Origin of the sequence: Mycobacterium hippophais, assembly GCF_027529605.1 — a bacterium.
Lineage (GTDB): Bacteria > Actinomycetota > Actinomycetes > Mycobacteriales > Mycobacteriaceae > Mycobacterium > Mycobacterium arseniciresistens.
In genome coordinates, this window is the sequence record NZ_JAPZPY010000001.1 from 1,110,607 (window position 1) to 1,132,842 (window position 22,236).

General features: G+C 70.7%; 24 protein-coding genes and 1 tRNA gene. 16 read left to right on the plus strand and 9 right to left on the minus strand.

What is annotated here, in order from left to right; all coding sequences use genetic code 11:
• The first annotated feature begins 39 nt into the window (after window positions 1-39).
• The 4 genes from O6P37_RS05555 (at window position 40) to O6P37_RS05570 (ending at window position 4,086) form a co-directional block, all read left to right on the plus strand.
• Window positions 40-999: a metallophosphoesterase gene (locus O6P37_RS05555; protein ID WP_269893081.1), complete on the plus strand. Its 960-nt coding sequence runs from the start codon at window positions 40-42 to the stop codon at window positions 997-999.
• The gene (gene cds1 / locus O6P37_RS05560; protein WP_269893082.1) at window positions 996-2,099 is read left to right on the plus strand and encodes an L-cysteine desulfhydrase Cds1; all 1,104 of its coding nucleotides are present in this window, start codon (window positions 996-998) and stop codon (window positions 2,097-2,099) included. The genes O6P37_RS05555 and cds1 overlap by 4 nt, the downstream gene beginning before the upstream one ends.
• Before the next feature lie 268 nt (window positions 2,100-2,367).
• Window positions 2,368-2,441, plus strand: a tRNA-Pro gene (locus O6P37_RS05565).
• A gap of 160 nt (window positions 2,442-2,601) precedes the next feature.
• Window positions 2,602-4,086, plus strand: coding sequence for a fused MFS/spermidine synthase (locus O6P37_RS05570; RefSeq protein ID WP_269893182.1), 1,485 nt, complete (start codon window positions 2,602-2,604; stop codon window positions 4,084-4,086).
• Window positions 4,087-4,149: 63 nt separating this feature from the next.
• Here the strand turns inward: O6P37_RS05570 and O6P37_RS05575 are convergent, their stop codons facing one another.
• Window positions 4,150-5,082: a lytic transglycosylase domain-containing protein gene (locus O6P37_RS05575; RefSeq protein ID WP_408633115.1), complete on the minus strand. Its 933-nt coding sequence runs from the start codon at window positions 5,080-5,082 to the stop codon at window positions 4,150-4,152.
• 67 nt (window positions 5,083-5,149) lie between these two features.
• On the opposite strand from O6P37_RS05575, the gene O6P37_RS05580 reads away from it, so the two are divergent.
• Together O6P37_RS05580 and O6P37_RS05585 are read left to right on the plus strand one after the other, a co-directional pair.
• Complete coding sequence (locus tag O6P37_RS05580) at window positions 5,150-5,977, plus strand: acyl-CoA thioesterase (protein WP_269893084.1); 828 nt, start codon at window positions 5,150-5,152, stop codon at window positions 5,975-5,977.
• A gap of 50 nt (window positions 5,978-6,027) precedes the next feature.
• Window positions 6,028-7,047, plus strand: a complete 1,020-nt coding sequence (locus O6P37_RS05585; protein ID WP_269893085.1) for an iron-containing redox enzyme family protein — start codon at window positions 6,028-6,030, stop codon at window positions 7,045-7,047.
• Here O6P37_RS05585 and O6P37_RS05590 read toward each other — a convergent pair.
• Window positions 7,027-7,212 carry a CDGSH iron-sulfur domain-containing protein gene (locus O6P37_RS05590; RefSeq protein WP_264015812.1) on the minus strand — a complete coding sequence of 62 codons (186 nt, stop codon included), beginning with the start codon at window positions 7,210-7,212 and terminating at the stop codon, window positions 7,027-7,029. The two genes, O6P37_RS05585 and O6P37_RS05590, sit on opposite strands and share 21 nt — an antisense overlap.
• 44 nt (window positions 7,213-7,256) lie before the next feature.
• Window positions 7,257-7,955, minus strand: a complete 699-nt coding sequence (locus O6P37_RS05595) for a HemK2/MTQ2 family protein methyltransferase (protein ID WP_269893086.1) — start codon at window positions 7,953-7,955, stop codon at window positions 7,257-7,259.
• 118 nt (window positions 7,956-8,073) lie between these two features.
• Here O6P37_RS05595 and O6P37_RS05600 point away from each other — a divergent pair, with 118 nt between their 5' ends.
• Window positions 8,074-8,745 (plus strand): phosphodiesterase, encoded by a 672-nt coding sequence (locus O6P37_RS05600; protein WP_269893087.1) that lies wholly within the window; start codon window positions 8,074-8,076, stop codon window positions 8,743-8,745.
• Window positions 8,746-8,747: 2 nt separating this feature from the next.
• Here O6P37_RS05600 and O6P37_RS05605 read toward each other — a convergent pair whose 3' ends face one another.
• Window positions 8,748-8,906, minus strand: a complete 159-nt coding sequence (locus tag O6P37_RS05605; RefSeq protein WP_264015798.1) for a hypothetical protein — start codon at window positions 8,904-8,906, stop codon at window positions 8,748-8,750.
• A 147-nt stretch (window positions 8,907-9,053) separates the two neighbouring features.
• On the opposite strand from O6P37_RS05605, the gene O6P37_RS05610 reads away from it, so the two are divergent.
• Window positions 9,054-9,290, plus strand: coding sequence for a three-helix bundle dimerization domain-containing protein (locus O6P37_RS05610; RefSeq protein ID WP_269893088.1), 237 nt, complete (start codon window positions 9,054-9,056; stop codon window positions 9,288-9,290).
• Window positions 9,291-9,292: 2 nt separating this feature from the next.
• Here O6P37_RS05610 and O6P37_RS05615 read toward each other — a convergent pair whose 3' ends face one another.
• Window positions 9,293-10,279: an LLM class F420-dependent oxidoreductase gene (locus O6P37_RS05615; protein WP_269893089.1), complete on the minus strand. Its 987-nt coding sequence runs from the start codon at window positions 10,277-10,279 to the stop codon at window positions 9,293-9,295.
• A gap of 52 nt (window positions 10,280-10,331) precedes the next feature.
• Window positions 10,332-10,796, minus strand: coding sequence for a GatB/YqeY domain-containing protein (locus tag O6P37_RS05620; protein WP_269893090.1), 465 nt, complete (start codon window positions 10,794-10,796; stop codon window positions 10,332-10,334).
• A gap of 163 nt (window positions 10,797-10,959) precedes the next feature.
• Between O6P37_RS05620 and O6P37_RS05625 the strand changes: the two genes are divergently transcribed.
• The 6 genes from O6P37_RS05625 (at window position 10,960) to O6P37_RS05650 (ending at window position 17,327) form a co-directional block, all read left to right on the plus strand.
• The gene (locus tag O6P37_RS05625; RefSeq protein WP_456299324.1) at window positions 10,960-12,186 is read left to right on the plus strand and encodes a glycerophosphoryl diester phosphodiesterase membrane domain-containing protein; all 1,227 of its coding nucleotides are present in this window, start codon (window positions 10,960-10,962) and stop codon (window positions 12,184-12,186) included.
• Window position 12,187: 1 nt separating this feature from the next.
• Window positions 12,188-12,838 carry a DUF4129 domain-containing protein gene (locus O6P37_RS05630; RefSeq protein WP_269893092.1) on the plus strand — a complete coding sequence of 217 codons (651 nt, stop codon included), beginning with the start codon at window positions 12,188-12,190 and terminating at the stop codon, window positions 12,836-12,838.
• Entirely contained in the window at window positions 12,835-13,968 is a 1,134-nt protein-coding gene (locus tag O6P37_RS05635) for a DUF4350 domain-containing protein (protein ID WP_269893093.1), read from the plus strand. Before O6P37_RS05630 ends, O6P37_RS05635 begins: the two co-directional genes overlap by 4 nt.
• Window positions 13,965-14,960, plus strand: a complete 996-nt coding sequence (locus O6P37_RS05640; RefSeq protein WP_264012298.1) for an AAA family ATPase — start codon at window positions 13,965-13,967, stop codon at window positions 14,958-14,960. Before O6P37_RS05635 ends, O6P37_RS05640 begins: the two co-directional genes overlap by 4 nt.
• Window positions 14,960-16,282, plus strand: a complete 1,323-nt coding sequence (locus tag O6P37_RS05645) for a DUF58 domain-containing protein (protein ID WP_269893094.1) — start codon at window positions 14,960-14,962, stop codon at window positions 16,280-16,282. The genes O6P37_RS05640 and O6P37_RS05645 overlap by 1 nt, the downstream gene beginning before the upstream one ends.
• Window positions 16,283-16,511: 229 nt before the next feature.
• On the plus strand, window positions 16,512-17,327 hold the full coding sequence (locus O6P37_RS05650; RefSeq protein WP_269893095.1) for a hypothetical protein: 816 nt from the start codon (window positions 16,512-16,514) through the stop codon (window positions 17,325-17,327).
• Window positions 17,328-17,396: 69 nt separating this feature from the next.
• On the opposite strand, the gene O6P37_RS05655 is transcribed toward O6P37_RS05650, so the two are convergent.
• On the minus strand, window positions 17,397-18,389 hold the full coding sequence (locus O6P37_RS05655) for a stage II sporulation protein M (RefSeq protein ID WP_269893096.1): 993 nt from the start codon (window positions 18,387-18,389) through the stop codon (window positions 17,397-17,399).
• Between the two features lie 26 nt (window positions 18,390-18,415).
• Here O6P37_RS05655 and O6P37_RS05660 point away from each other — a divergent pair, with 26 nt between their 5' ends.
• Window positions 18,416-19,324: an RDD family protein gene (locus O6P37_RS05660; protein WP_269893097.1), complete on the plus strand. Its 909-nt coding sequence runs from the start codon at window positions 18,416-18,418 to the stop codon at window positions 19,322-19,324.
• Here O6P37_RS05660 and O6P37_RS05665 read toward each other — a convergent pair.
• Window positions 19,308-19,805 carry an anthrone oxygenase family protein gene (locus tag O6P37_RS05665; RefSeq protein ID WP_269893098.1) on the minus strand — a complete coding sequence of 166 codons (498 nt, stop codon included), beginning with the start codon at window positions 19,803-19,805 and terminating at the stop codon, window positions 19,308-19,310. The genes O6P37_RS05660 and O6P37_RS05665 overlap by 17 nt on opposite strands.
• An 86-nt stretch (window positions 19,806-19,891) precedes the next feature.
• Between O6P37_RS05665 and O6P37_RS05670 the strand changes: the two genes are divergently transcribed.
• Window positions 19,892-20,824 (plus strand): AraC family transcriptional regulator, encoded by a 933-nt coding sequence (locus O6P37_RS05670; protein WP_269893099.1) that lies wholly within the window; start codon window positions 19,892-19,894, stop codon window positions 20,822-20,824.
• A 17-nt stretch (window positions 20,825-20,841) separates the two neighbouring features.
• On the opposite strand, the gene O6P37_RS05675 is transcribed toward O6P37_RS05670, so the two are convergent.
• Window positions 20,842-22,215, minus strand: a complete 1,374-nt coding sequence (locus O6P37_RS05675) for a DUF4253 domain-containing protein (RefSeq protein ID WP_269893100.1) — start codon at window positions 22,213-22,215, stop codon at window positions 20,842-20,844.
• Between the last annotated feature and the right edge of the window lie 21 nt (window positions 22,216-22,236).

Sequence of the window (22,236 nt, forward strand, 5' to 3'; positions counted from 1 at the left end):
AGGGGGTGAGCGGGCACGACTCGCAGTAGGCTGCGAGTCATGCCCGACCCTTCGACGGTTCTGAAGAACGCCGCCGCCGTGTCCGTCGGCAGCCTGGCCGCCGGCATCGGCTACGCGTCGTTGATCGAGCGCAACGCGTTCGTGATGCGCGAGGTCACCATGCCGGTGCTGACGCCGGGTTCGTCGCCGCTACGGGTGCTGCACCTGTCCGATCTGCACATGCGCCCCGGTCAGCGCCGCAAGCAGGCGTGGCTGCGGGACCTGGCGCGGCTGCAGCCGGACTTCGTGGTGAACACCGGCGACAACCTCGCGCATCCCCGGGCGGTGCCCGCGGTGGTCCAGGCACTCGGCGACCTGCTGTCGGTGCCCGGCGTGTTCGTGTTCGGCAGCAATGACTACTTCGCGCCGCGGCTGAAGAACCCGCTGAACTACATCACCAATCCCAGCCACCGGGTGCATGGTCAGCCACTGCCCTGGCAGGACCTGCGCGCCGCCTTCACCGAGCGCGGCTGGGTCGACATGACGCACGTCCGCCGCGAGCTCGAGGTGTCCGGCCTGAAGATCGCCATCGGCGGAGTCGACGACCCGCACCTCAAGCGGGACCGCTACGACGCGATCGCCGGCGCCGCCGACTCGACGGCGAACCTCACCCTCGGGGTGACGCACTCGCCTGAGCCGCGCGTGCTGGACCGCTTCGCCGCCGACGGATACCAGCTGGTGCTGGCCGGGCACACGCACGGCGGCCAGCTGTGCCTGCCGTTCTACGGCGCCATCGTGACCAACTGCGAACTCGACCGGTCGCGGGCCAAGGGCGCCTCGCGCTGGGGCGCCCGCATGCAGTTGCACGTCTCGGCGGGTATCGGCACATCGCCGTTCGCCCCGCTGCGGTTCTGCTGCAGGCCCGAGGCCACGATGCTGACCTTGGTGGCCGCGCCGATCGGCGGCAAGGACGTGGGCAGCCGCGCCGGCCAGTCGCACCCGGCCGTGTCGGCGCGGTGATCGACCGGGCCGCCACCGCAGCCCGCAGTCAGCCGCGCGAGTGGCTGGACAACGCCATCCGGCTGATCGAGGCCGACGCCCGCCGGAGTGCGGACACCCACCTGCTGCGCTATCCGCTGCCGTCCGCATGGTGCGCCGACGCCGATGTGGCGCTCTACCTGAAGGACGAGTCGACCCACATCACCGGCAGCCTCAAACACCGGCTGGCGCGCTCGCTGTTCCTCTATGCGCTGTGCAACGGCTGGATCGGCGAGAACACCACCGTCATCGAGGCGTCGTCGGGCTCCACGGCGGTGTCCGAGGCGTACTTCGCGGCGCTGCTGAACCTGCCGTTCATCGCCGTGATGCCGTCGACGACCAGCCCGTCGAAGATCGCGCTCATCGAATCACAGGGTGGGCGTTGCCATTTCGTGGCGGAGTCGTCACAGGTGTACGCGGAGGCCGAGCGGCTCGCCGAGGAGACCGGCGGGCACTATCTCGACCAGTTCACCAACGCCGAACGGGCCACCGACTGGCGGGGCAACAACAACATCGCCGAGTCGATCTACGAGCAGATGCGCGACGAGGCGCACCCCATCCCGGAGTGGATCGTGGTGGGCGCGGGCACCGGCGGCACCAGTGCGACGATCGGCCGCTACATCCGCTACCGCAGGCACGCCACCCGCCTGTGTGTGGTCGATCCGGAGAACTCGGCCTTCTTCCCGGCCTACGCGCAGGGGCGCGACGATGCGACGGGCTCGTCGTCACGCATCGAAGGGATCGGGCGGCCGCGCGTCGAACCGTCGTTCCTGCCGGGTGTGGTCGACCGGATGGTGGTGGTGCCGGATGCGGCGTCGGTCGCGGCAGCCCGCCACGTCAGCGCCGTACTCGGGCGGCGGGTGGGCCCGTCGACGGGGACGAATCTGTGGGGCGCGTTCGGGTTGCTCGCGGAGATGACCTCGGCGGGGCGCAGCGGTTCGGTGGTGACGTTGATCGCCGACAGCGGCGACCGCTACGCCGACACCTACTTCTGCGACGAGTGGCTGACCAGCCAGGGCATCGACCCCTCGGAGTCCGCCGAGTCACTCGTGGAGTTCGAGCGGTCCTGCCGCTGGTCCTGATCGTCGGAGCCCTTGATGAGCGGGCCGTCGGAGGTCAGGAACAGCCAGACTGCCGCCAGGACGAAGAACCCCAGATAGATGGACGCTCCCAACCCGGTCATGTCGTGCCTCGATTCTGCCTCTCGGTCGGCGCTCTGCCGTCACCGTGGTTAACGTCTGGGGTACCCACTTCCTTCCCGTGTGCGGAAGTGATCTGCGCCGCTTGACCGGTCGCGGTATCCGTTTGGCTTATCGGCCCGCCGGTGCGATACCCTGTCAAAGCTTCACGCGGGGTGTGGCGCAGCTTGGTAGCGTGCTTCGTTCGGGACGAAGAGGTCGTGGGTTCGAATCCCGCCACCCCGACTCAGTGCAGGTGGAGGCCCTGATCCGGTAGGTCCGGTCAGGGCCTTGTTGCGTAGGTGTCGAGAGATGGGCAGCCGTCGCTCAGTGGCCTGCGAGGATGGACTACGTGGCTGAAGCGAATCGCCTGCCCGGGCAGCCCGAGACCCCAGAAGTCACGATGATGGATTCCCGTACGGCATCAACGCTGGTGTTCTTGTCGTCGGCTGCGGTGCTGGTGGTCGAGATCACCGCGCTGAGACTGCTGGCTCCGTATCTGGGACTGACACTCGAAACCAGCACGATGGTCATCGGAATCGCGCTTTGCGCAATCGCTTTCGGATCCTGGATGGGAGGGCGTGTCGCCGACCGGAGGGATCCGCGTCATCTCATCGGGCCCGCGCTGGGCGTGTCCGGGGCTGTCGTGGCGTTCACGCCGGCGCTGCTGCGAAGTGTGGCCGAGTGGGCGCCACCTGCTCTGATGTCGATGGCATCTGTGACCATCCTGGTGCCGGGTGCGCTGCTGTCCGCGGTGACGCCGATGGTGACGAAGCTGCGGCTGAGCAGGCTCGCCGAGACCGGCACGGTGGTGGGGCAACTGTCTGGAGTGGGCACCGCGGGCGCGATCGCCGGAACGGTGTTGACCGGCTTCGTCCTGATCTCGCGGCTACCGGTTACCGCCATCCTGGTCAGCCTCGGAGTGTTGTTGGTTGCAGGCGCCGGCTTGTTCCAGTGGCGAAGCCGCAGGTGGAGCGGTGCTCGTGCGGCAGCATTGGCGCTCGTGACCGTGGCGGGTGGTGTCGCCGGCTACGTCGCACCCGGCGGGTGCGACGCGGAAACGCAATACCACTGCGCCCGGCTGATCGCAGACCCCGACCGCAGCAGCGGCCGCACCCTAGAACTCGACGGTGTGCGGCACTCGTACGTCGACGTCGATGATCCGACTTACCTGCAATTCACCTACATCCGTGCCGTCGCCTCGATCGTCGATGCGTCGTTTCCCGGCTCCGAACCCCTGACGGCCTATCACCTCGGCGCAGGAGGGCTGACGTTTCCCCGCTATCTCGCCGCCCGCCGGCCCGGCACGGACAACGTTGTCTCCGAGATCGACGGCGGAGTGGTGCGCATCGACCGCGACGTACTCGGCGCATCAGAAACCGGGATCGACCTTCGCGTCGAAGACGGCAGACTCGGCCTGCGCCGACTCGAAGCCGGCAGCCGCGATCTCATTGTCGGCGACGCCTTCGGCGGTGTGAGTGTGCCGTGGCACCTCACCACCGTCGAGGCGATGGCCGACGTGCGCAGAGTCCTGAAACCCGACGGCATGTACGTCGCCAACCTCATCGACCATGGGGATCAGGCATTCGCGCGCGCGGAGGTCGCGACCTTGAGGCGCACCTTCGATCGAGTCATTCTCGCGGGCGAATCCAACGATCTCGGCCTCGATCCGACAACCCCGCCGGACGGCGGCAATCTCGTCGTGGTGGCCTCCGACCGCCGAGTTGATCAGGGCAGGCTCCAAACAGCGCTCGACACCCGTGAAACGCGATGGACCCTTATCGCCGACGCCCACTTGTCCGCTTGGATCGGCAACGCACAGGTGCTTACCGATGACTACGCACCGGTCGACCAACTTCTCGAGCCCTACCCCGCGCCGCACAGTCAGTGAGTGCCCGAAGCCGTTCTGCCGATCCGCCCGCGCGCCGCTCGTGTCGCTTGAGCGCGGCGATGTCTACTGCGGGTGTGTCGCCAGGTAGTCCACGACGGGGACCGGCGATGTCGCGGAGTATCCGACGGGCAGCAGCACGTCACCGGCCGTCGTGCGGTAGTAGACCTCCCACCGGTGGTACCCGGTGAACGCCGCGGGGTCGGCCGCGAGCACCGCCGCGTAGTCCGTGATGCCCTGCACGTAATCGTCGGAGTTGTTGTACCGGAACAGCGCACGTCCGGGATCGGCGGCGAAGCCGTTGGCGGCCAGGTGGCGCCCGGCGGCCAGGATGCTGTCCCGCGGGGCGTAGATGTCACCCCCGTCGCCGTACGCGGCGAACGTCGAGGGCAGGAACTGCATCGGACCCTGTGCGCCGGCCGTGCTGGTGCCCACGATGCTGCCGAGCCGGGTCTCGACCAGGTTGATCGCGGCCAGATAGTTCCAGCCCACCCCGGACGCCGCCTCGGCCTCCCGGTAGTGGCTCAGCAGTTCCTGCGCCGGCCGCGGCGGGTCGATCCGCCAGGCGGGCAACGTGTCCTTCGCCTCGCCCTGCAGCAGCGCGTCGAGCGCGCGGCGCGCGGAGACGTTGAAGTCGAAGACCGTCAGCAGCGACTGCGGGACACGGGGACGGGTGACCGCGTCCCATTCGGGATGCCTGCCGATCGCGCGGTAGGCCGCCTGCTGACGCCGCGCCGCCGCCCGCAGCACGGCCTCCGGCGACGACGGGTCGCGCAGCGCGCGCTCGTCGGCAACCAGGTCGTCCGTGATTTGCGCGGGCTCAGCGGCCAGTCGCGGCTGCGCCGGTTGGGGCGGCGCCGGCGCCGGCTCAGCCACGGGCGCCGATGACGGGACCGGCGCAGAGGTCACCGATTCGGGAGCGGGCGGCTCCGAACAGCCGGCGAGGACGAGCGCGGTCACGACCGCCGCGACGGACCGCGAGCAGCGTGTGGCAGCGATGCCGCGACGATAGCAACCACCCTCCCCGGCCTGCCGCCCAACCAAGCGGTGGATAGGCTCACCGGTGATGACCGCTCTCGACGACGACAAGACCGACGCCGCCGCTGCCGCCGGGCTCAGCTGGATCGCTGCGCTGCTGCAGTACCGACGCGACGGTGACACGTTCGTCGCGCCCCAGGTCAGCCACGGTCCCGAGCACCGATTGTTCGGCGGGCTGGTCGCTGCCCAGGCCCTCGGCGCCGCGGGCGCAACCGTCGAGCCCGACAAGCTGCCGCAGTCCCTTCACGCCTACTTCGTGCGCGGCGGCCGCTACGGCGTCGACGTCGAACTGCACGTCGAGCGCACCCGTGACGGCAGATCGTTCGACACCCGCCGCGTCACCGCCGTCCAGCAGGGCACCGCGATCCTCGAGATGATCGCCTCGTTCCACCGGCCCGAGGCGGGCACCGACTGGCACCCGCGGCGCACGCCCGGCATCGCATTCGCCGACGCGGTGCCCAAGTCGCCGGACCTGGAGTCGGTAGAGCACTTCGAGATCCGCACGCACCCCGACGACGACTCCCCCTTCGCGGTGCCGCCGTTCTGGATCCGCACCGTCGAGCACATCGAGGACGATCCCCTGGTCCGGGCCTGCGCACTGACCTACATGTCCGACTTCGGGCCCGTGCCGTCCGCGCGCCCGCCCGGCGCGCCCGCGGTCCCCGGCGCCGGCATGGCGGCCAGCCTCGACCACTCGGTGTGGTTCCACCGTCCGTTCGTCCCGCATCACTGGCACCGCTACGAGGTGAACGGCGTCAACAACAGCGACGCCAGGGGGCTGGCCATCGGCTCGCTGTACGACACGTCCGGCGCTCTGGTCGCCAGCACGACCCAAGAAGCCCTCTGGCGCTTCTGAACTCGTCGCGCCGGGTGTTTGCCCACGTCGTGACGGGGTAAAAGACACGCGTGACACTTGCGCCCCTGTTGACCGAACCGACGCTCCCCGAGGCCCGCGGCCCGCTGTCCCTCGCGGTGGTGAACCTGCTGTCGGAGCGCGCTCCGCGCAATCACCTCTCCCGCGTCGAGGCGTCCGTCGGCGACTCCGATCCGTACGGTCTGGACCTGCACCTGGCGCTGTACACCTGCTATGAGCTGCACTATCGCGGCTTCGCGGGCGTCGATCCGGCCTGGGAGTGGAATGCCGGCCTGCTGCATCTGCGCGGCCAGCTGGAGCAGGCGTTCCTCACCGCTGTGCGCAACGACGTCGGTGACATCTCTGACGACGAGACGGCTGCGGCCGAGATGGACGCGCTGGCCATCGAACCGGCCGACGGCTCCGGCCCGTCCTACTACCTTCGCGACGAGGGCACCTGGGAGCAGATGCAGGAGTACTTCGTGCACCGCTCGCTCTACCACCTCAAGGAGGGCGATCCGCACGCCTTCGCGATCCCGCGGCTCACCGGTCAGGCCAAGGCGTCGTTCGTCGCCGTCGAGTTCGACGAATTCGGCGGCGGCCGGGGCCCGCGGCTGCATCAGCAGCTGTTCGCCGATCTGTTGGAGGCGGCGGGCCTGGACAACACCTATCTCGGCTACATCGACCACGTGCCCGCAGAGGCACTGGCCGCGGTGAACCTGATGTCGATGTTCGGTCTGCACCGAGCGCTGCGGGGTGCGGCCGTCGGACACTTCGCGTCCACCGAGATCACGTCCTCACCCGGATCGCGCAGGCTGGTCGACGCACTCGAGCGGATGGCCGCCCCGGAGGCGTGTGTGGCTTTCTACCGCGAGCACGTGGAGGCCGACGCGGTGCACGAGCAGGTGGTGCGCACCGACGTGGTGGGCGACCTGGTGGCGCGGGAACCGCAGCTCGACGCCGACGTCGTCTTCGGGATCAGGGCACACGCGCTCGTCGAGGACCGCCTGGCCGACCACGTGATGCGCAGCTGGGCCGACGGCGAGAGCTCGCTACGCCGGCCGCTGGTCTAGCTTGTCGGCCTTCTCCCCGGCGCCGCTCCTGCGGCGGCGCCGGTGACTGGTGTCGCACAGCGGGTAGTTCTTCGAGCGTTTGCACACGCACAGCGCGACCATGAAGCGGTCGGACTCCACGACGCTGCCGTCGGGCATCTCGATGCGGACCGGGCCCTGCACCATCACGGGCCCGTTCGGCACCACCCGCACGAGGCGGGGTTCCTCACTCACGGCTTGTCGGCTCTGATCACGACGAGTTCCTCCTCGCGGCGGCCCGACTCGAGCAGCCCGGCCTCCTCGAGCCACGCGGCTCGCGCCGTAAGCACCGGGCCGAACGGGATCCACTGGTAGGCGATGATCTCCGCGTCGAGGCCGGCCGCGGCCAGACCGGCCAGGGTCTGCCTGGGCCCGGAGAACTCGGAGTGCACGATCAGCATGGACCCGCCGTCGGCGAGCAGGCTGGGCGCCGCGGCGCAGAGCGGGTCGAGCACCAGCCGGCCGTCGGGTCCGGCGTTCCAGGCCCGCGGCGGGCCGGCATGGGCCGGGATCGTCGCGTCGTCCGCGAGCTCCGGGTCGTGCGGCACGTACGGCGGGTTGCTGACGATCAGGTCGAACGGGCCGAACTCGACGGCCCTCGCCCACGAACCGAGGTGCACATCCACGGCGGCGCCGGCCGCGGCCGCGTTGACGCGCGCGGTGCGCACCGCGCGCGGACAGATGTCGAAGGCCGCAACGGCGGATGCACCCTGCAGCGCCGCGCCGATGGCGACGAAGCCGCTGCCCGTACACAGGTCGGCGACCCGGTTGCCGACCGCCAGCCCTGTCTTCTCCATCACGTCGACCAGAAGCTGAGAATCCTCCTGCGGGGCGTACACGCCCTCCGGCACGACAACGGTGTCGCGTTCGTCGGTGTATGCGGTGGTCACTTCGGCCTTTCGACGAGCTTCGCTGTGGTGTCACAGCACTGCGATGATTAATGCCCGCCGTGCGATTCGCTAAACCCCGGCCGGGTTTGCACGGGACCCGTCGGGGCACCCAGAACCGATGAAGATCTCGGACATCGCCGCACTTCCCGTCCAGGCCGGCGCCGCGCTACGGCACGCTCGGCTGTTCCATCCCTCCGGTGTGCTGGCCACTGGGACGATCGAACGGGTCGCCCCGCCGAACGAGGGACTGCCGGTGCCGTCCGGCGACGTTGTGGGCCGAGTATCCAAGGCCGTCGGCCTGCCCGACTCCTGGCCGGACATCGTCGGGCTCGCCTGGCGGATGACAGATCCGGAGTCCGGGAGGCCCTGGGACGTGCTGCTCGCCTCGACCTTCGGCGAGGGGATCGGCCGGCTGCTGCTGCGGCCGGTGGCCAGCTGGTCCGACGTGTCGTTCACCAGCCTGATGCCGCTGCGGTACGGCGACGGCCTGTGGTGGGTCCGTGCCCGCATGACGACGGTGCTAGATGTCGCGGGCCTCCCCCTGTCGGCGGCGGAAGACCGGATCGCCGGCGACGGCGAGCTCGAGTTCGACATCGAGCAGGCCGCGGGCACCGGCGAGTTCCACCCGTTGGCCACGTTGACGCTGCGGGCCCGCGCCCCGAAGGGCGAGGACGTCTCGTTCGACCCGACCCACAACAGCGCGCCGGGCGTGCGCCTGTTCCCCGGCTGGCTCACCGACTTCCGGGAGGCCGCCTACCGGCGCAGCCGCGAGGGACGCGACGCCGAATAGGTCTAGTCCGACGACTCCGGGGCGTCCTCGGGCGTGGTGACCTCGGGAGCCACCTCCCGGGTCGCCATTCCGCCCTCCTTGCCCTCGTCGGTCGGGCCCGGCCGGCCGCCCTTGGGCTCGTCGGCGAGTTCGTCGTCGTAGATCCCCTGTCCGCGTGGCATGGCTGCCCCTTTCTCGTCGCGCACCGGCTACCCGTCGCGGTGCAGGCCCAACCAGGGCGTCCCGGCCATACACTCACTTGACGGGTGTCAAGTCATGTGACGCAGCAAACGTTGACGGTCTACATAAGTTGACTGAGGATGAATGCCGTGTCAAAGAAGAGTGAGCGCGACCTGATCGACGACGTCGAGCACCGGCTCGTCGCGAGGTTCTCGGACGTTCCAGCCGGCCTGGTGGCCACCACCGTCGACGATGCCTACCGCCGGTTCGAGGACAGCGTGATCCGCGACTTCATTCCGCTGCTCGTCGAGCGCAGGGTCAACGACGAGCTGGCCAGGGTCGCAGCCGGGCAGCCCGACCGCTCGTTCGCACTCGCCGGGGTCTGAACTCAGCCGGCCGCGCTGCGCAGCTTCTCCAGCAGCGGCCCCGCCGCCTCGTCGAGGAACCGTTCCTGCCCCTCATCGCCCACCTGCACCAGCGCGATGTCGGTGAAGCCGGCCTTCCAGTACTCGCTGACCGCCTCGACGATCGCGTCGAGGTCGGGCCCACACGCGATGGCGTCGGCGGTGTCCTCGGGGCGGACGAACTGCGTCGCCCCGGCGAAGCCTGCAGTGGTGGGTAGATCGGCGTTCACCGCCCAGCCGCCGGCGAACCAGCGAAACTGGTCGTGGGCCCGCCTGACCGCCGCGTCCCGGTCGGGGTCCCAGCAGATCGGGATCTGCCCGATCACCCGCACGTCACCCGACAGTCCGGTCCCGCGTCGCGCGTGGTGCCAGGCGTCGACGGCCTCGCCGTCGGGCTGCACCGCGATGAGGTGGTCGGCCAGCGGGGCGAACGTGTCCACCGACCGCTCCCCGGACACCGCAGCAGCGATGGCCACCGGGACGTCCGGCAGGTCCCACAGGCGGGCCGAGTCGACCTCGAAGTACTCGCCCTTCCAGTCGACGACGTCGCCGGTGAACAATTCGCGGATGATCTGGATGGCCTCGCGCAGCATGTCGTGCCTGCGGGTGATCGTCGGCCAGCCATGACCCACCACGTGCTCGTTGAGGTTCTCGCCGCTGCCCAGACCGAGGGTGAACCGCCCGTCGGCGAGGATCTGCAGCGTCGCCGCCTGCTGGGCGACGATCGCGGGGTGGTAGCGCATCGTCGGGCAGGTGACGTAGGTGAACAGTTCGACGCGCTCGGTGGCGTGCGCGACCGCGCCGAGTACCGTCCACGCGTTCGGCGCATGCCCCTGGGCGGAGAGCCACGGCGAGTAGTGGTCGCTGGACACCTCGAAGTCGAAACCGACCTGTTCGGCCGAAACGGCGTAACGGACAAGGTCTTTAGGGCCGCTCTGTTCAGTCATCAGGGTGTAGCCGAAGCGCGTCATGCGCACCGGGTAGCCCGTCGCAGACCCCGGCAAACGGCCGCCGGCTCCGCCGCTACAGGCGGGCCTTGACCGCGGCCGACAACCGCGAGCCGTCGGCCTTGCCCGCCGCGATCGCGGTGGCGGCCTTCATCACCTGACCCATTTGACGCATCCCGGGCCGCTCCCCGATCTCCTCGGCGACCTGGGCGATCGCGGTGTCGGCGACGTCGGCCAACTCGGCCTCCGTCAGCGGAGTGGGTAGGTACTCGTCGATGACGCGCGCCTCGGCATGCTCGTTGGCGGCGAGTTCACCGCGTCCGTTCTGCGTGTAGACCTCGGCCGCCTCGGCGCGTTTACGTGCCTCCCGCGCCAGCACCTTGAGCACCTCGTCGTCGGACAACTCCCGCGCCTGCTTGCCGGAGACCTCCTCGTTCTGGACGGCCGCCAACAGCATTCGCAATGTCCCCGTGCGCAGCTTGTCCTGCGACTTCATCGCCGAGGTGAGATCCGCGCGCAGGCGCTGCTTGAGTTCCGCCATGCCGCCAACCTACGCCCGCAGCCCGTCCCGTTCGACAGGTTCGGCGTTCGCCAGCGGGACACGTTGTGCGCGAACGTCTTCGATGCGTCGACGGGGCCCACCCCTGGGGTGTGCCGCGCCGGGCGGGGCGGACACGTTGCCGATTCCTGCGCCGCTCGACAGGATGGTGGGCATGAGCAACGACGCCGACGGGTTCGGTCCGGCCGGCCCGCCGCCGCCGGGGTACCAACAGCCGGGGTACCAACAGCCTGGCTATCCGCCGCCCGGTTACCCGCCGCCGGGTTACCCGCCGCCGGGCTATGCACCGCCGGGTTACCCGCCGCCCGGCTACGCACCTCCCGGGTATCCGCCGCCGGGCTACGCACCTCCCGGATACGGGCCGCCACCGGGCTACCCGTACGGCGGTCCCGCCCAGGCGCTGCAGCCGGGGGTGATCCCGCTGCGACCGCTGACCCTGTCCGACATCTTCAACGGCGCGGTCGCCTATATCCGGCGCAACCCGAAGGCGACCCTCGGCCTCACCACGATCGTGGTGGTCATCTCTCAGCTCGTGGCGCTGGTCCTGCAGATCGGTCCGCTTGCCGCCAGCGGCGGACTGCTCTCGACGGTGCAGGGCGAGCCGACGACGTTCGGCGACGTGGTGGCCCTCACCGGTTCGTCGCTGGTGGGCGGCGTCACCACCATGCTGGCCTCGATCGTGCTGAGCGGCATGCTCACGGTGGTGATCGGCCGGGCGGTGTTCGGCGCCGGCATCACCATCGGCGAAGCCTGGGAGCGAGTGCGCCACAGGCTGCTCGCCCTGATCGGGTTCACCCTGCTCGAGATCGCGGCCTTCCTGGTCGCGGCCGTGGTGATCGGGATCGTCATCGCCCTCGCGGCCAGCGCCGGGGGCGCCGTCGCCGGGTTCCTGGTCGGCGCGCCGCTGGTGCTGATTCTCGTCGTCGGCCTGATCTACGCGGCCACCGTGCTGATCTTCGCGCCGCCGCTGATCGTGCTGGAGCGGCTGCCCGTCTTCACCGCCATCGCACGGTCCTACGACCTGGTCAGGAAGGACTTCTGGCGGGTGCTCGGAATCTGGCTGCTCGCCACGATCGTCACCGCCCTGGTCGCAGGCGCGGTGTCGGTGCCGTTCAGCCTGATCGGCCAGGTGCTGACGACGACGGCCGACAGTTCGTCGAGCGCGATCCTCGGACTGGTCCTGGTGTCGATCGGCAGCATCTTCGGGCAGATCCTCACCGCACCGTTCGCCGCGGGCGTCACCGTCCTGCTCTACACCGACCGGCGCATCCGCGGCGAGGCCTTCGACCTCGTGCTGCAGACCGGCGCGGCCCCTGTGCCCGGCACCCCGCAGGACTCGACGGACCACCTGTGGCTGACCCGGCAACGGTGACGTGCCTGCGTTAGACATCGGCCGCGACGCCGCGCACGACGCCGCCGAGCGTGAACTGGGCAAGCCGATCTACCCCCGGCCGTCGCTCACCGAACGGCTCAGCGAGTGGTTCGACGAGCTGCTGTACCGCATCGCCGCCGAGGGTTCCACGGTGCCCGGCGGCTGGTTCACCATCTCGGTGCTGATCCTGATGCTCCTCGTGGCGCTCTTCGTCGCACTCCGGGTCGCCCGGCGCACGCTGCGCACGAATCGCGGCGTGCACCCGCTGTTCGTCGGCCAGGAACTCAGCGCCGTCGAACACCGGACGACCGCCGAACAGTTCGCCGCCGCCGGTGACTGGGCCTCGGCGACTAGGCACCGGCTGCGCGCCGTCGCGCGCCACCTCGAGCAGACCGGCGTCCTCGCACCGGTGCCGGGCCGCACGGCCACCGAGCTCGCCAGGGACGCCGGCGCCGCGCTGCCCGGCCTCGCCGCCGAACTCGGCTCGGCCGCAACCGCTTTCAATGACGTCACCTACGGCGAACGGCCCGGAACCGAATCCGCCTACCGCCTGATCGCCGGCCTCGACGACCATCTGCGCTCGCGCACACCTGCCACCTCGTCCACCGGTGGCGATTCCGCGCCGGCCGGCGGCTGGGCCGGGGTGCGATGACGTCCACCCCGACGGAACCGACCCTCCGGCAGCGCTGGAGCACCGGCCGCTGGGTGCTGCTCGCCCTGGTGGTCATCGTCGCGGTCGCCGCGATCGGGACCTATCTCACCGCGCCCCGGCCCGGCGGCCGGCTGGACGCCGGGTCGACGTCACCCGACGGCGCCCGCGCGCTCGTCACGCTGCTGCGTGAGCAGGGCGTCGACGTCACCGTCGCCGACACCGTGGCCGACGTGGAGCGCGCCGCCACACCCGACACCCTGCTCGTCATGGCACAGACCTTTCAGGTCGGCGACGAACTGATGGACCGACTCGCCGCGCTGCCCGGTGACCGGTTGCTGCTCGAGCCCGGCTCGCGGGCGCGGGATGCCCTCGCGCCCGGCGTCGAACCGGGAGAAGACACGTCGTTCGGTGGCGAGCCCGACTGCGACCTGCGCGAGGCGGTGGCGGCCGGAGACGTGCGGCTCGGGGTGAGCGAAACCTACGACGCCGCCGACGGCGTCTCGTTGACCCGCTGCTACGACGGCGCCGTCGTGCGGTACCGGGACGGCGGGCGCGTCGTCACGGTGGTCGGCGCCGCCGATTTCATGACCAACGGAACACTGAGCGACCGCGGCAACGCCGCGCTGGCGATGAACCTCGCCGGCTCCCGGCCACAGGTCACTTGGTACGCCCCGCAGCAGCCCGAGGGTGAATCATCGGGTGCCGCAACGATCTTCGAGCTGATTCCCGACCACGTCACCTGGATCGTGCTGCAACTGTGCCTGGCGGTCGCACTGGTCGCGGTGTGGCGGGGGCGCCGCATCGGACCGCTCGTCGCCGAGCGGATGCCCGTCGTGGTGCGGGCGTCGGAGACCGTCGAGGGCCGCGGCCGGCTGTACCGGTCGCGCCGCGCCCGCGACCGCGCCGCCGAGGCGCTGCGCACCGCCACCGTGGGACGCCTGCTCCCCCGGCTGGGGCTGTCGCACGGAGCGGCGCCGCCCACCATCGTGGCCGCCGTCGCGGCGCGCACGGGATCCGACCCGCAACGGGTCGGTCACACGCTGTTCGGTCCGCCGCCCGAGACCGACGACGACCTGCTACACCTCGCCCACCAACTCGACGACACCGAAAGGCAGGTCGCCCAGTCGTGACTCAGCCGGCAGCACACACCACAGACCAGGCCGCCGCATCGGCGTCGTCGGACTCCGCCCGTAACGCGTTGCTGGCGTTGCGCACCGAGATCTCCAAGGCGGTCGTCGGGCAGGACGCGGTGGTCAGCGGGCTGGTGGTGGCCCTGCTGTGCCGCGGCCACGTGCTGCTCGAGGGTGTGCCCGGCGTGGCCAAGACCCTGCTGGTGCGCACCCTGGCGGCGGCGCTGCAGCTGGAGTTCAAGCGGGTGCAGTTCACGCCCGACCTGATGCCCGGCGACGTCACCGGATCTCTGGTCTACGACGCCCGCAGCGCGGAGTTCGAGTTCCACTCCGGCCCCGTGTTCACCAATCTCCTTCTGGCCGACGAGATCAACCGGACGCCGCCCAAGACCCAGGCCGCACTGCTGGAGGCGATGGAGGAGCGCCAGGTCAGCGTCGAGGGTCATCCGCGGCCGCTGCCCGATCCGTTCATCGTCGCGGCCACCCAGAACCCGATCGAGTACGAGGGCACCTATCAGCTGCCGGAGGCCCAGCTCGACCGGTTCCTGCTCAAGCTCAATGTCCCGCTGCCGCCGCGTGATCAGGAGATCGCCATCCTGGCCCGCCACGCCCGCGGCTTCGACCCGCGGGACCTGTCGGCCGTCAGACCGGTGGCAGGACCCGCCGACCTGGCGGCCGCCCGGGAGGCGGTGCGTCAGGTGCTGGTGGGCGACGAGGTGCTGGGCTACATCGTCGACATCGCCGGCGCCACCCGGCATTCGCCCTCGCTGCAGCTCGGTGTCTCGCCGCGCGGGGCGACGGCGCTGCTCGCGACGGCCCGCTCGTGGGCCTGGCTGTCCGGGCGCAACTACGTCACCCCCGACGACGTCAAGGCGATGGCGCGACCGACGCTGCGGCACCGCGTGGCGATGCGCCCGGAGGCCGAACTCGAGGGCGCCGATCCCGACGGTGTACTCGACGGCATCCTGGCGGCCGTTCCGGTCCCGCGGTAGTGGTCCTCACCGGGCGCGCCGGCCTGGTAGCACTGGCGTGCGTGTTACCGATCGCGGTCTCACCCTGGCCGGCAACGGCTTTCGTGGTGCTGTTCGGCGCGCTGGTGGTCGTGATCGCGCTGGACGTCGCACTGGCGGCGAGCACCCGCGGGCTGCGGCTGCACCGCTCCGGGGAGACGTCGGCGCGGCTGGGTCAGCCGGTCGACGCGGTGCTCACGGTCGAGCACCCCGGCCGGCGGAGATTCCGTGGCCGGGTCCGTGACGCCTGGCCGCCGAGCGCACGCGGCGAACCGCGCGCCCACCAACTGGAGATCGCTGCCGGACAGTCCGTTCGGGTGGTCACCCTGCTGCGTCCGAGCCGTCGCGGCGACCTGCGCTCGGAGTTCGTCACCGCGCGGTCGATCGGTCCGTTCGGTCTGGCCGGGCGGCAGAGCAGCCACCGGGTGGCCGCGGCGATACGCATCCTGCCGCCGTTCCTGTCCCGCAAGCACCTGCCGTCCCGCCTGGCCAGGTTGCGCGAACTCGACGGCATGGTGCCGGTGCTGATCCGCGGCCAGGGCACCGAATTCGACTCGCTGCGTGAGTATGTCGTCGGCGACGACGTCCGGTCGATCGACTGGCGCGCGACGGCGCGGCGCGGTGACGTGGTGGTGCGCACCTGGCGCCCCGAGCGCGACCGCCGGGTGGTGATCGTGCTCGACACCGGACGGACGTCGGCGGGTCGCGTCGGCGTCGACCCCACGTCGAGCGAGCCCTCCGGGTGGCCACGGCTGGACTGGTCGATGGACGCGGCGCTGCTGCTGGCGGCGCTGGCCGCGCGGGCCGGTGACCACGTCGACTTCCTCGCCCACGACAGGGTGAGCCGGGCGGGGGTGTTCAGCGCCTCACGCACCGAGGTGCTGGCGCAGCTGGTGACGGCGATGGCGCCGCTGGAGCCCGCACTCGTCGAATCCGACGCCGCCGCGATGGTGGCCGCGGTCCAGCGCCGGGTGCGCCGCCGCGCGCTGGTGGTGCTGCTGACCGACCTGAACGCCTCGGCACTCGACGAGGGCCTGATGGCGGTGCTGCCGCAGCTGGCCGCCCGGCATCAGGTGCTGCTCGCGGCGGTGGCCGATCCCCGGGTGGACACGCTGGCCGCCGGGCGCACCGATGCCGCCGCGGTGTACGACGCCGCGGCGGCCGAGCGGTCCCGCAACGACCGGCGCGCGATCGCATCGCGGCTGCGGCGGCACGGCGTCGACGTGGTCGACGCGCCGCCCGACGACCTCGCGCCCGCGCTGGCCGACCACTACCTGGCGATGAAGGCCACCGGCCGCCTCTAGCTGTTGTCGGCGAGCAGACACAAATTCGCACTCACCAGTGCCTTCTGGTGCGAATTTGTGTCTGCTCGGCAGGGGTGGTGCATCCACAGTTGCGGCTTCATCCCCAATCGAGTCGTTGCGCCGCTATCAACGCGGGCCCGGCTTCCATCCTGAGTCGGTGCACGATGCGGCGAAAGCGCTATTCGAGGCAGGCAATGGACTGGCCACCGCGGCGCAACTACGAACCACCATGACTCGCCAGCAACTCGACGTGCTCGTTTCGAAGGGGGAGGTCGTCCGGGTGTGGTTCGGCGTGTACGCGACGGCTCGACCAGGCGTGCCCGGTCGACTCGCGGCACTCGATCTCCATCTCGGCCAGGAGGCCGTCGCGTGCATGGGGACCGCCGCACAGCTGTACGGCTTCGACGTGGAGAACACCACGGCGATACACGTGCTCGATCCGGGCGTGCGGCTGCGGTCCACCGTCGGACTCACAGTGCATCAGCGCCTCGGCGCGCCCCTACGACGAGTGCACGGGCGGCTCGCGACCGCACCCGCGTGGACGGCCGTCGAGGTGGCCAGACAGGTGTCACGGCCGCGGGCGTTGGCCACCCTCGATGCGGCGTTGCACACCGGGTGGTGCATGCCCGAGGACCTCGCAGCGGCCGTGACTGAACAGCGCGGTCGACGCGGAATCATCGCCGCGCGGGACCTGTTGCCCCACGCCGACGGTCGAGCGGAATCGGCGATGGAGAGCGAGGTACGGCTCGTGATGATCGATTACGAGGTTCCGAAACCCGAGCTCCAATACGAGATCCACAGCGCAGACGGTCAAGTCTGGCGTGTCGACTTCGCCTGGCCGGAGGCGAGGGTGGCGGCCGAGTACGAGGGAGTCGAGTGGCACAGCGGCCCTGCCGAGATGAAGCGCGACAGGATGCGAGTTGCCGGCATCCAGGATCTCGGCTGGACAGTCGTGCCGATCGTCGCAGAGGACGTTCGACGGCACCCATGGCGCCTGGCCGAGCGCCTCACAAACCACTTATCGCGATCTCGCCTCGCCAGCTGACGCCGAGCAGACACAAATTCGCACCCGTGGGCGCCCGAGAGTGCGAATTTGTGTCTGCTCGCCAGAGAACTAGCGGGTGGGCACCACGTCGGGGGCGTCGTCGACGTCGCCGGTCTCACCCGCCCGCACGGCCTTGCGGCCGAAATGCACGATGTAGGCGAGGAACGCGAGCTCGGCGGCCACCCCGATCGCGATGCGCACGAAGGTGGGGAACGGCGCGGGCGTCACGAGCGCCTCGATCAGACCCGACACCAGCAGCACCGCGACCAGTCCGATGGCCACCGACATCACCGCCCGGCCCTGCTCGGCGAGCACCTGCCCGCGGGGCCGGTCGCCCGGCGACACCACGGTCCAGCCCAGCCGCATCCCGGCCGCCGCCGCGAGGAACACCGCCGTGAGCTCCAGCAGGCCGTGCGGCGCCAGCAGACCCAGGAACACGTCGCCCTTCCCCGCGTCGAACATCAGCCCCGCCGAGACGCCGAGATTGGCCGCGTTCTGGAACAGGATGTACGGGATCGGCAGGCCGAGCAGGATCGCGAAGACGATGCACTGGGCGGCCACCCACGCGTTGTTCACCCACACCCGCAGCGCGAACGACCCCGCCGGGTTCTCGCTGTAGTAGGCCGCGAACTCCTCGTTGACGAGCTTGGCGATCTCGTCCGGCGTGCCGATCGTGGCCTGCACCTCCGGGTTGCCCGCCACCCACAGCGCGATCACCGCCGCGACGGCGAAGAACGCCACCGCCGAACCCAGCCACCACCGCCACGACCGGTAGGCCACCACCGGGAACGACACGGTCCAGAACCGGACGAACTCCGACCACAGCGGTGCGTGGGCCGCGGTGACCGCCGACCGGGCCCGGGCCACCAGCCCCGACAGCCGGCCCACCAGCATGGAGTCGGCCGACGCGCTGCGCACCATCGACAGGTGTGTCGACACCCGCTGATACAGGTCGACCAGCTCGTCGATCTCGGCTCCGGTGAGCTTGCGGCGGCGCTTGATCAGCTCATCGAGCCGGTCCCACGTGCGCCGGTGGGCCAGCACGAACGCGTCGACATCCACCCGGGCAAGCCTAGTAGCGTGGCGACATGGTCTCCCAGCCCGAGCCGGTGGTGACCGGGGATGCGGTCGTCCTCGACGTGCAACTCGCGCAACTGCCGGTGCGTGTCCTGGCGGCGATCATCGACGTGATCGTGGTGCTGGCCGGCTACCTCGTCGGGGTGCTGCTGTGGGCGTTGACGCTGACCGACCGCGATCCCGCGTTCGTCGCGGCGGTGCTCATCATCTTCACCGTCGTGACCATCGTCGGCTATCCCGTCGTCTTCGAAACGGCGACGCGCGGAAAGTCATTGGGGAAGATGGCACTCGGCCTGCGGGTGGTGTCCGAGGATGGCAGCCCAGAACGCTTCCGCCAGGCGCTGTTTCGCGGACTGTCCGGCTTCATCGAGCTCTGGACGTTCACCGGCGGGCCCGCGGTCATCTGCAGTCTGCTCTCGGCGAAGGGCAAGCGCATCGGCGACATCTTCGCCGGCACCGTGGTGATCAGCGAGCGGGCGCCGAAGATGAGTCCGCCGCCCGCGATGCCGCCGTCCATGGCGTGGTGGGCCGGCACCCTGCAGCTGTCCGGGCTGCGTCCCGAGACGATCGAGCTCGCCCGCCAGTTCCTCAACCGCGCACCACAACTCGACCCGCGGATCCGTGAGGTGATGGGCCACCGGATCGCCGCCGACGTGGTCGCGCAGATCTCGCCGCCACCACCGCCGGGAGCACCGCCGCAGTACGTGCTGGCCGCCGTCCTCGCCGAGCGGCACCGCAGGGAACTGGTGCGGCTCGGTGCGCACACCGCACCTCCTGGGTCACCCCACCCGCAGACCCCGGCGTTCGCGCCCGTTCCCGCGACCTACACCGCTGCGCCGCCGTATGCGCCCGTGCCCCCGACGTACTCCGCGGCGCCGCAGTCCGGCCAGCAGCCGGGCGGCTTCACTCCCCCGAGCTGAGCCCGACGGCCATCAGCACCGCCGCCGCGATCCCGGCGGCGGCGCGGACGTGGTTCCACGCCGTCCAGGTCGAGAGATAGGCGGCCCATTCGCGGGTGGCCTCCGCCACGCCGAGTGCAGTGGGATCGACGGTGTCGAGGTGGTTGTTGAGCGGCACGTTGAACGCCATCGTGATGACGAAGCCCGCTACCCCTGCCACCCCGCCGGCCAGCAGCAGCCAGCCGCCGGGCTGGCTGATGCGCACCACCGCGGTCACCACGACGGCCGCCGACAGCAGCGCCGACCCGACGAACACCAGCAGGAACGGCGCGTTGGCCTGTGCCTCGGCGTTCATCCCGCGCATCGCGGTGATCGCGGCGACGGGTCCGGTTCGATCGAGGCCGCGCATGACGATCGTGGAGAACGCGTAGAACACCCCGCCGACCACGGCGGCGGCGATCGCGGCGGTGACGGTGAGGGCGACGACGGGATTGAGGCTCATGCGTCGACTCAACCGCGCCCGAGCGAGACGATCCATCGTCGATCGTCCCGGTTCCATACGCAGGCGTCTGGGTCTACGCTCGCGGCGTGGACGCTGTCGTCGGGTTGCTCGACGGGGTGCGGGCGCGCGGAGCGTTCGTGCTGCGGATGGTGATGGACCCGCCGTGGTCGATGAGCATCCGTGACGAGGCGCCGCTGACGCTGATCTGCCAGACCCACGGCAGCGCTGCCCTCGTCGGCCCGCTCAGCGGCACGACCCGGCTGCATCCCGGCGACGTCGCGGTCGCCCGCGGCACCCAGCACTACGTGTTCGCCGACGACCCGACGAGCGCCCCGACGGTGGTGATCCACCCGGGGCAGCGGTGCACCACGGTGTCCGGCGCGGATCTGCGCTTCGAGATGTCCGTCGGCGTCCGCACCTGGGGCAATTCGGCGGCCGGCTCCACCCGCGCGGTGGTGTGCGCCTACGAGGGCCGCAGCGAGGTGAGCACACGGCTGCTCGACGCGCTGCCGCCGGTGCTGGTGGTGCGCTCCGACGAGTGGGAGAGCCCGCTGGTCGCCCTGCTGGCCGACGAGGCCGGTTGCGACGGACCCGGCCAGGAGGCCTATCTGGACCGGCTGCTGGACCTGCTGCTGATCGCGGTGCTACGCAACTGGTTCGGCCGCGGCGGTCACGCGCCGACGTGGTGGTACGCCGAGCAGGACGCGGTGGCCGGTCCGGCCCTCAAGCTGATGTACAACAATCCCGCCCACCCCTGGACGGTCGCCGAACTCGCTGCGGCCGTCGGTGTCTCGCGCGCCGTCTTCGCACGACGGTTCACCGGGCTGGTCGGCGAGCCGCCGATCGCATTTCTGACCCACTGGCGGCTGGCACTGGCCGCCGATCTGCTGCGCGACGGCGGGAACACCATCGCCGCGGTGGCCCGCCGGGTCGGCTACAGCACGCCGTTCGCTTTGAGCAGTGCGTTCAAGCGGGCCTACGGGATGAGCCCGAACGCACACCGCACCGCGGCACGGTAGCTTCTGCGGCAAGCGGTTCAGTCCCACCAGAAGTTCCAGATGTCGAAGCCCAGCCGGTTGGCCAGCGCGTCGATGGAACCCGACCCCTGGAGCACGGAGTCGACGCAGTACAGGAACGCCTCCAATGCCGCCGAGCGCATCGCGGGCGGCAGCCGTGGCGGCTGGGTGACGCGCAGCACCATGGACTCGTCGTCGAGTGCTGCGACGTGCGCGTCGAACTTGCCCGCCCAGCGCTGCAGGACCGCCGTGTGGCCGCTGCCGGTGATGTTGTAGTTGACGGCGCCGGACCACTGCAGCAGCGCGGGCACGTACCAGGGCGCCGGCGTGGGCACCAGCGCCAGCCGGTCGAACCTGCCGCTGTCGTCCATCTCCGCCCAGGTCTGTCTCCAGTGGGTGCGCTGCAGACCGATGAGCTCGACGCCCTCGGCCCGCGGCAGGTCGTCGTTGTGCGCGGTGTAGGAGCGGTATTCGCGTTCCAGCCAGGCCGCGCCGTCGGGGCCGCCGGTCCACAGCGCCGGATCCTCGACGCCGCCCTCGCCGCCGATGCGGTGCCACGTGCGCGCTGTGATGAGCACCGGCCACAGACCGGTCTGCGGGAACAGGTTCCGGATCTGTGCCCACAACCGCGCCGCCTCGTCACCGGGTGGCACCGGCACCGTCCACAGCGGTCCGCCGTGCGCCAGCACCCCGTCGTGGCGGCTCACCTCCGCGAGTTCGACGCCGTGCGCGACGAAGGCGGCGGCCGGGTCGGCGGGCGGCTGCACGGCTGCAGGCGCCTCGACCGCGGGATCGGCTTCGAACGGCGGTGCCCCGAGGTCCGGGTACTCGGGCGCCGGCTTCTCCGCACCGGGCAGAAGATCGCTCCAGAATGCCAGTGGCACTGCGGCTTGCACCGGTTCCGCCGGACCGCCACACAGGCGGGCGATGAAGTCGTGCAGGTCCTTCCCCGCATGGGACACGTCGGCGCCGTCGAGCAGCCACACCGGCGAAGCGGTCCCGCCCCTGCCTGCAGGCAGGTAGCACTGCCGGACCACGGGCACCATCCGCGGCGCCGTGCCGAGCATCCGGCTCGCCACGTGAATCGCCAAGTCTCCGGAGTCCGGTCGCTCACCCCAGGCGACACCCCAGAACCCGTCCTCCTTGACCGCGTGCAGCAGATCGCGGGCCGGCCAACCGACATGGAAGATCAGCGCCGTGTCGTCACCGCGCCAGTCCGGCCACCCGCGCCCGGTGGGCAGGCCGGCGGCCAGGAAGGCGCGGTGGTCGTCGCCGAATTCGAAACCGAAGCGCGCCTGCACGGCGCTGAGCTCCGCGTCGGTGAGGCCCGGCGCGATGGTCACCTGCCCGCTGTCGGCCAGCACCCTGGCCGCCGCCCGCCCGATCTCGCTCACCAGGTGAGCTTATGGCCGCCG

Bases quoted from the DNA above. Each gene is read 5' to 3' on its own strand.
- O6P37_RS05650 (WP_269893095.1), top strand. From the start codon at position 16,512: ATGACTCGCCAGCAACTCGACGTGCTCGTTTCGAAGGGGGAGGTCGTC.
- O6P37_RS05590 (WP_264015812.1), bottom strand. From the start codon at position 7,212: ATGGTGCAGGGCCCGGTCCGCATCGAGATGCCCGACGGCAGCGTCGTG.
- O6P37_RS05635 (WP_269893093.1), top strand. From the start codon at position 12,835: ATGACGTCCACCCCGACGGAACCGACCCTCCGGCAGCGCTGGAGCACC.
- O6P37_RS05660 (WP_269893097.1), top strand. From the start codon at position 18,416: ATGGTCTCCCAGCCCGAGCCGGTGGTGACCGGGGATGCGGTCGTCCTC.
- O6P37_RS05615 (WP_269893089.1), bottom strand. From the start codon at position 10,279: ATGACGCGCTTCGGCTACACCCTGATGACTGAACAGAGCGGCCCTAAA.
- O6P37_RS05625 (WP_456299324.1), top strand. From the start codon at position 10,960: ATGGTGGGCATGAGCAACGACGCCGACGGGTTCGGTCCGGCCGGCCCG.
- O6P37_RS05600 (WP_269893087.1), top strand. From the start codon at position 8,074: ATGAAGATCTCGGACATCGCCGCACTTCCCGTCCAGGCCGGCGCCGCG.
- O6P37_RS05665 (WP_269893098.1), bottom strand. From the start codon at position 19,805: ATGAGCCTCAATCCCGTCGTCGCCCTCACCGTCACCGCCGCGATCGCC.
- O6P37_RS05570 (WP_269893182.1), top strand. From the start codon at position 2,602: ATGGATTCCCGTACGGCATCAACGCTGGTGTTCTTGTCGTCGGCTGCG.
- O6P37_RS05555 (WP_269893081.1), top strand. From the start codon at position 40: ATGCCCGACCCTTCGACGGTTCTGAAGAACGCCGCCGCCGTGTCCGTC.
- O6P37_RS05605 (WP_264015798.1), bottom strand. From the start codon at position 8,906: ATGCCACGCGGACAGGGGATCTACGACGACGAACTCGCCGACGAGCCC.
- O6P37_RS05620 (WP_269893090.1), bottom strand. From the start codon at position 10,796: ATGGCGGAACTCAAGCAGCGCCTGCGCGCGGATCTCACCTCGGCGATG.
- O6P37_RS05580 (WP_269893084.1), top strand. From the start codon at position 5,150: ATGACCGCTCTCGACGACGACAAGACCGACGCCGCCGCTGCCGCCGGG.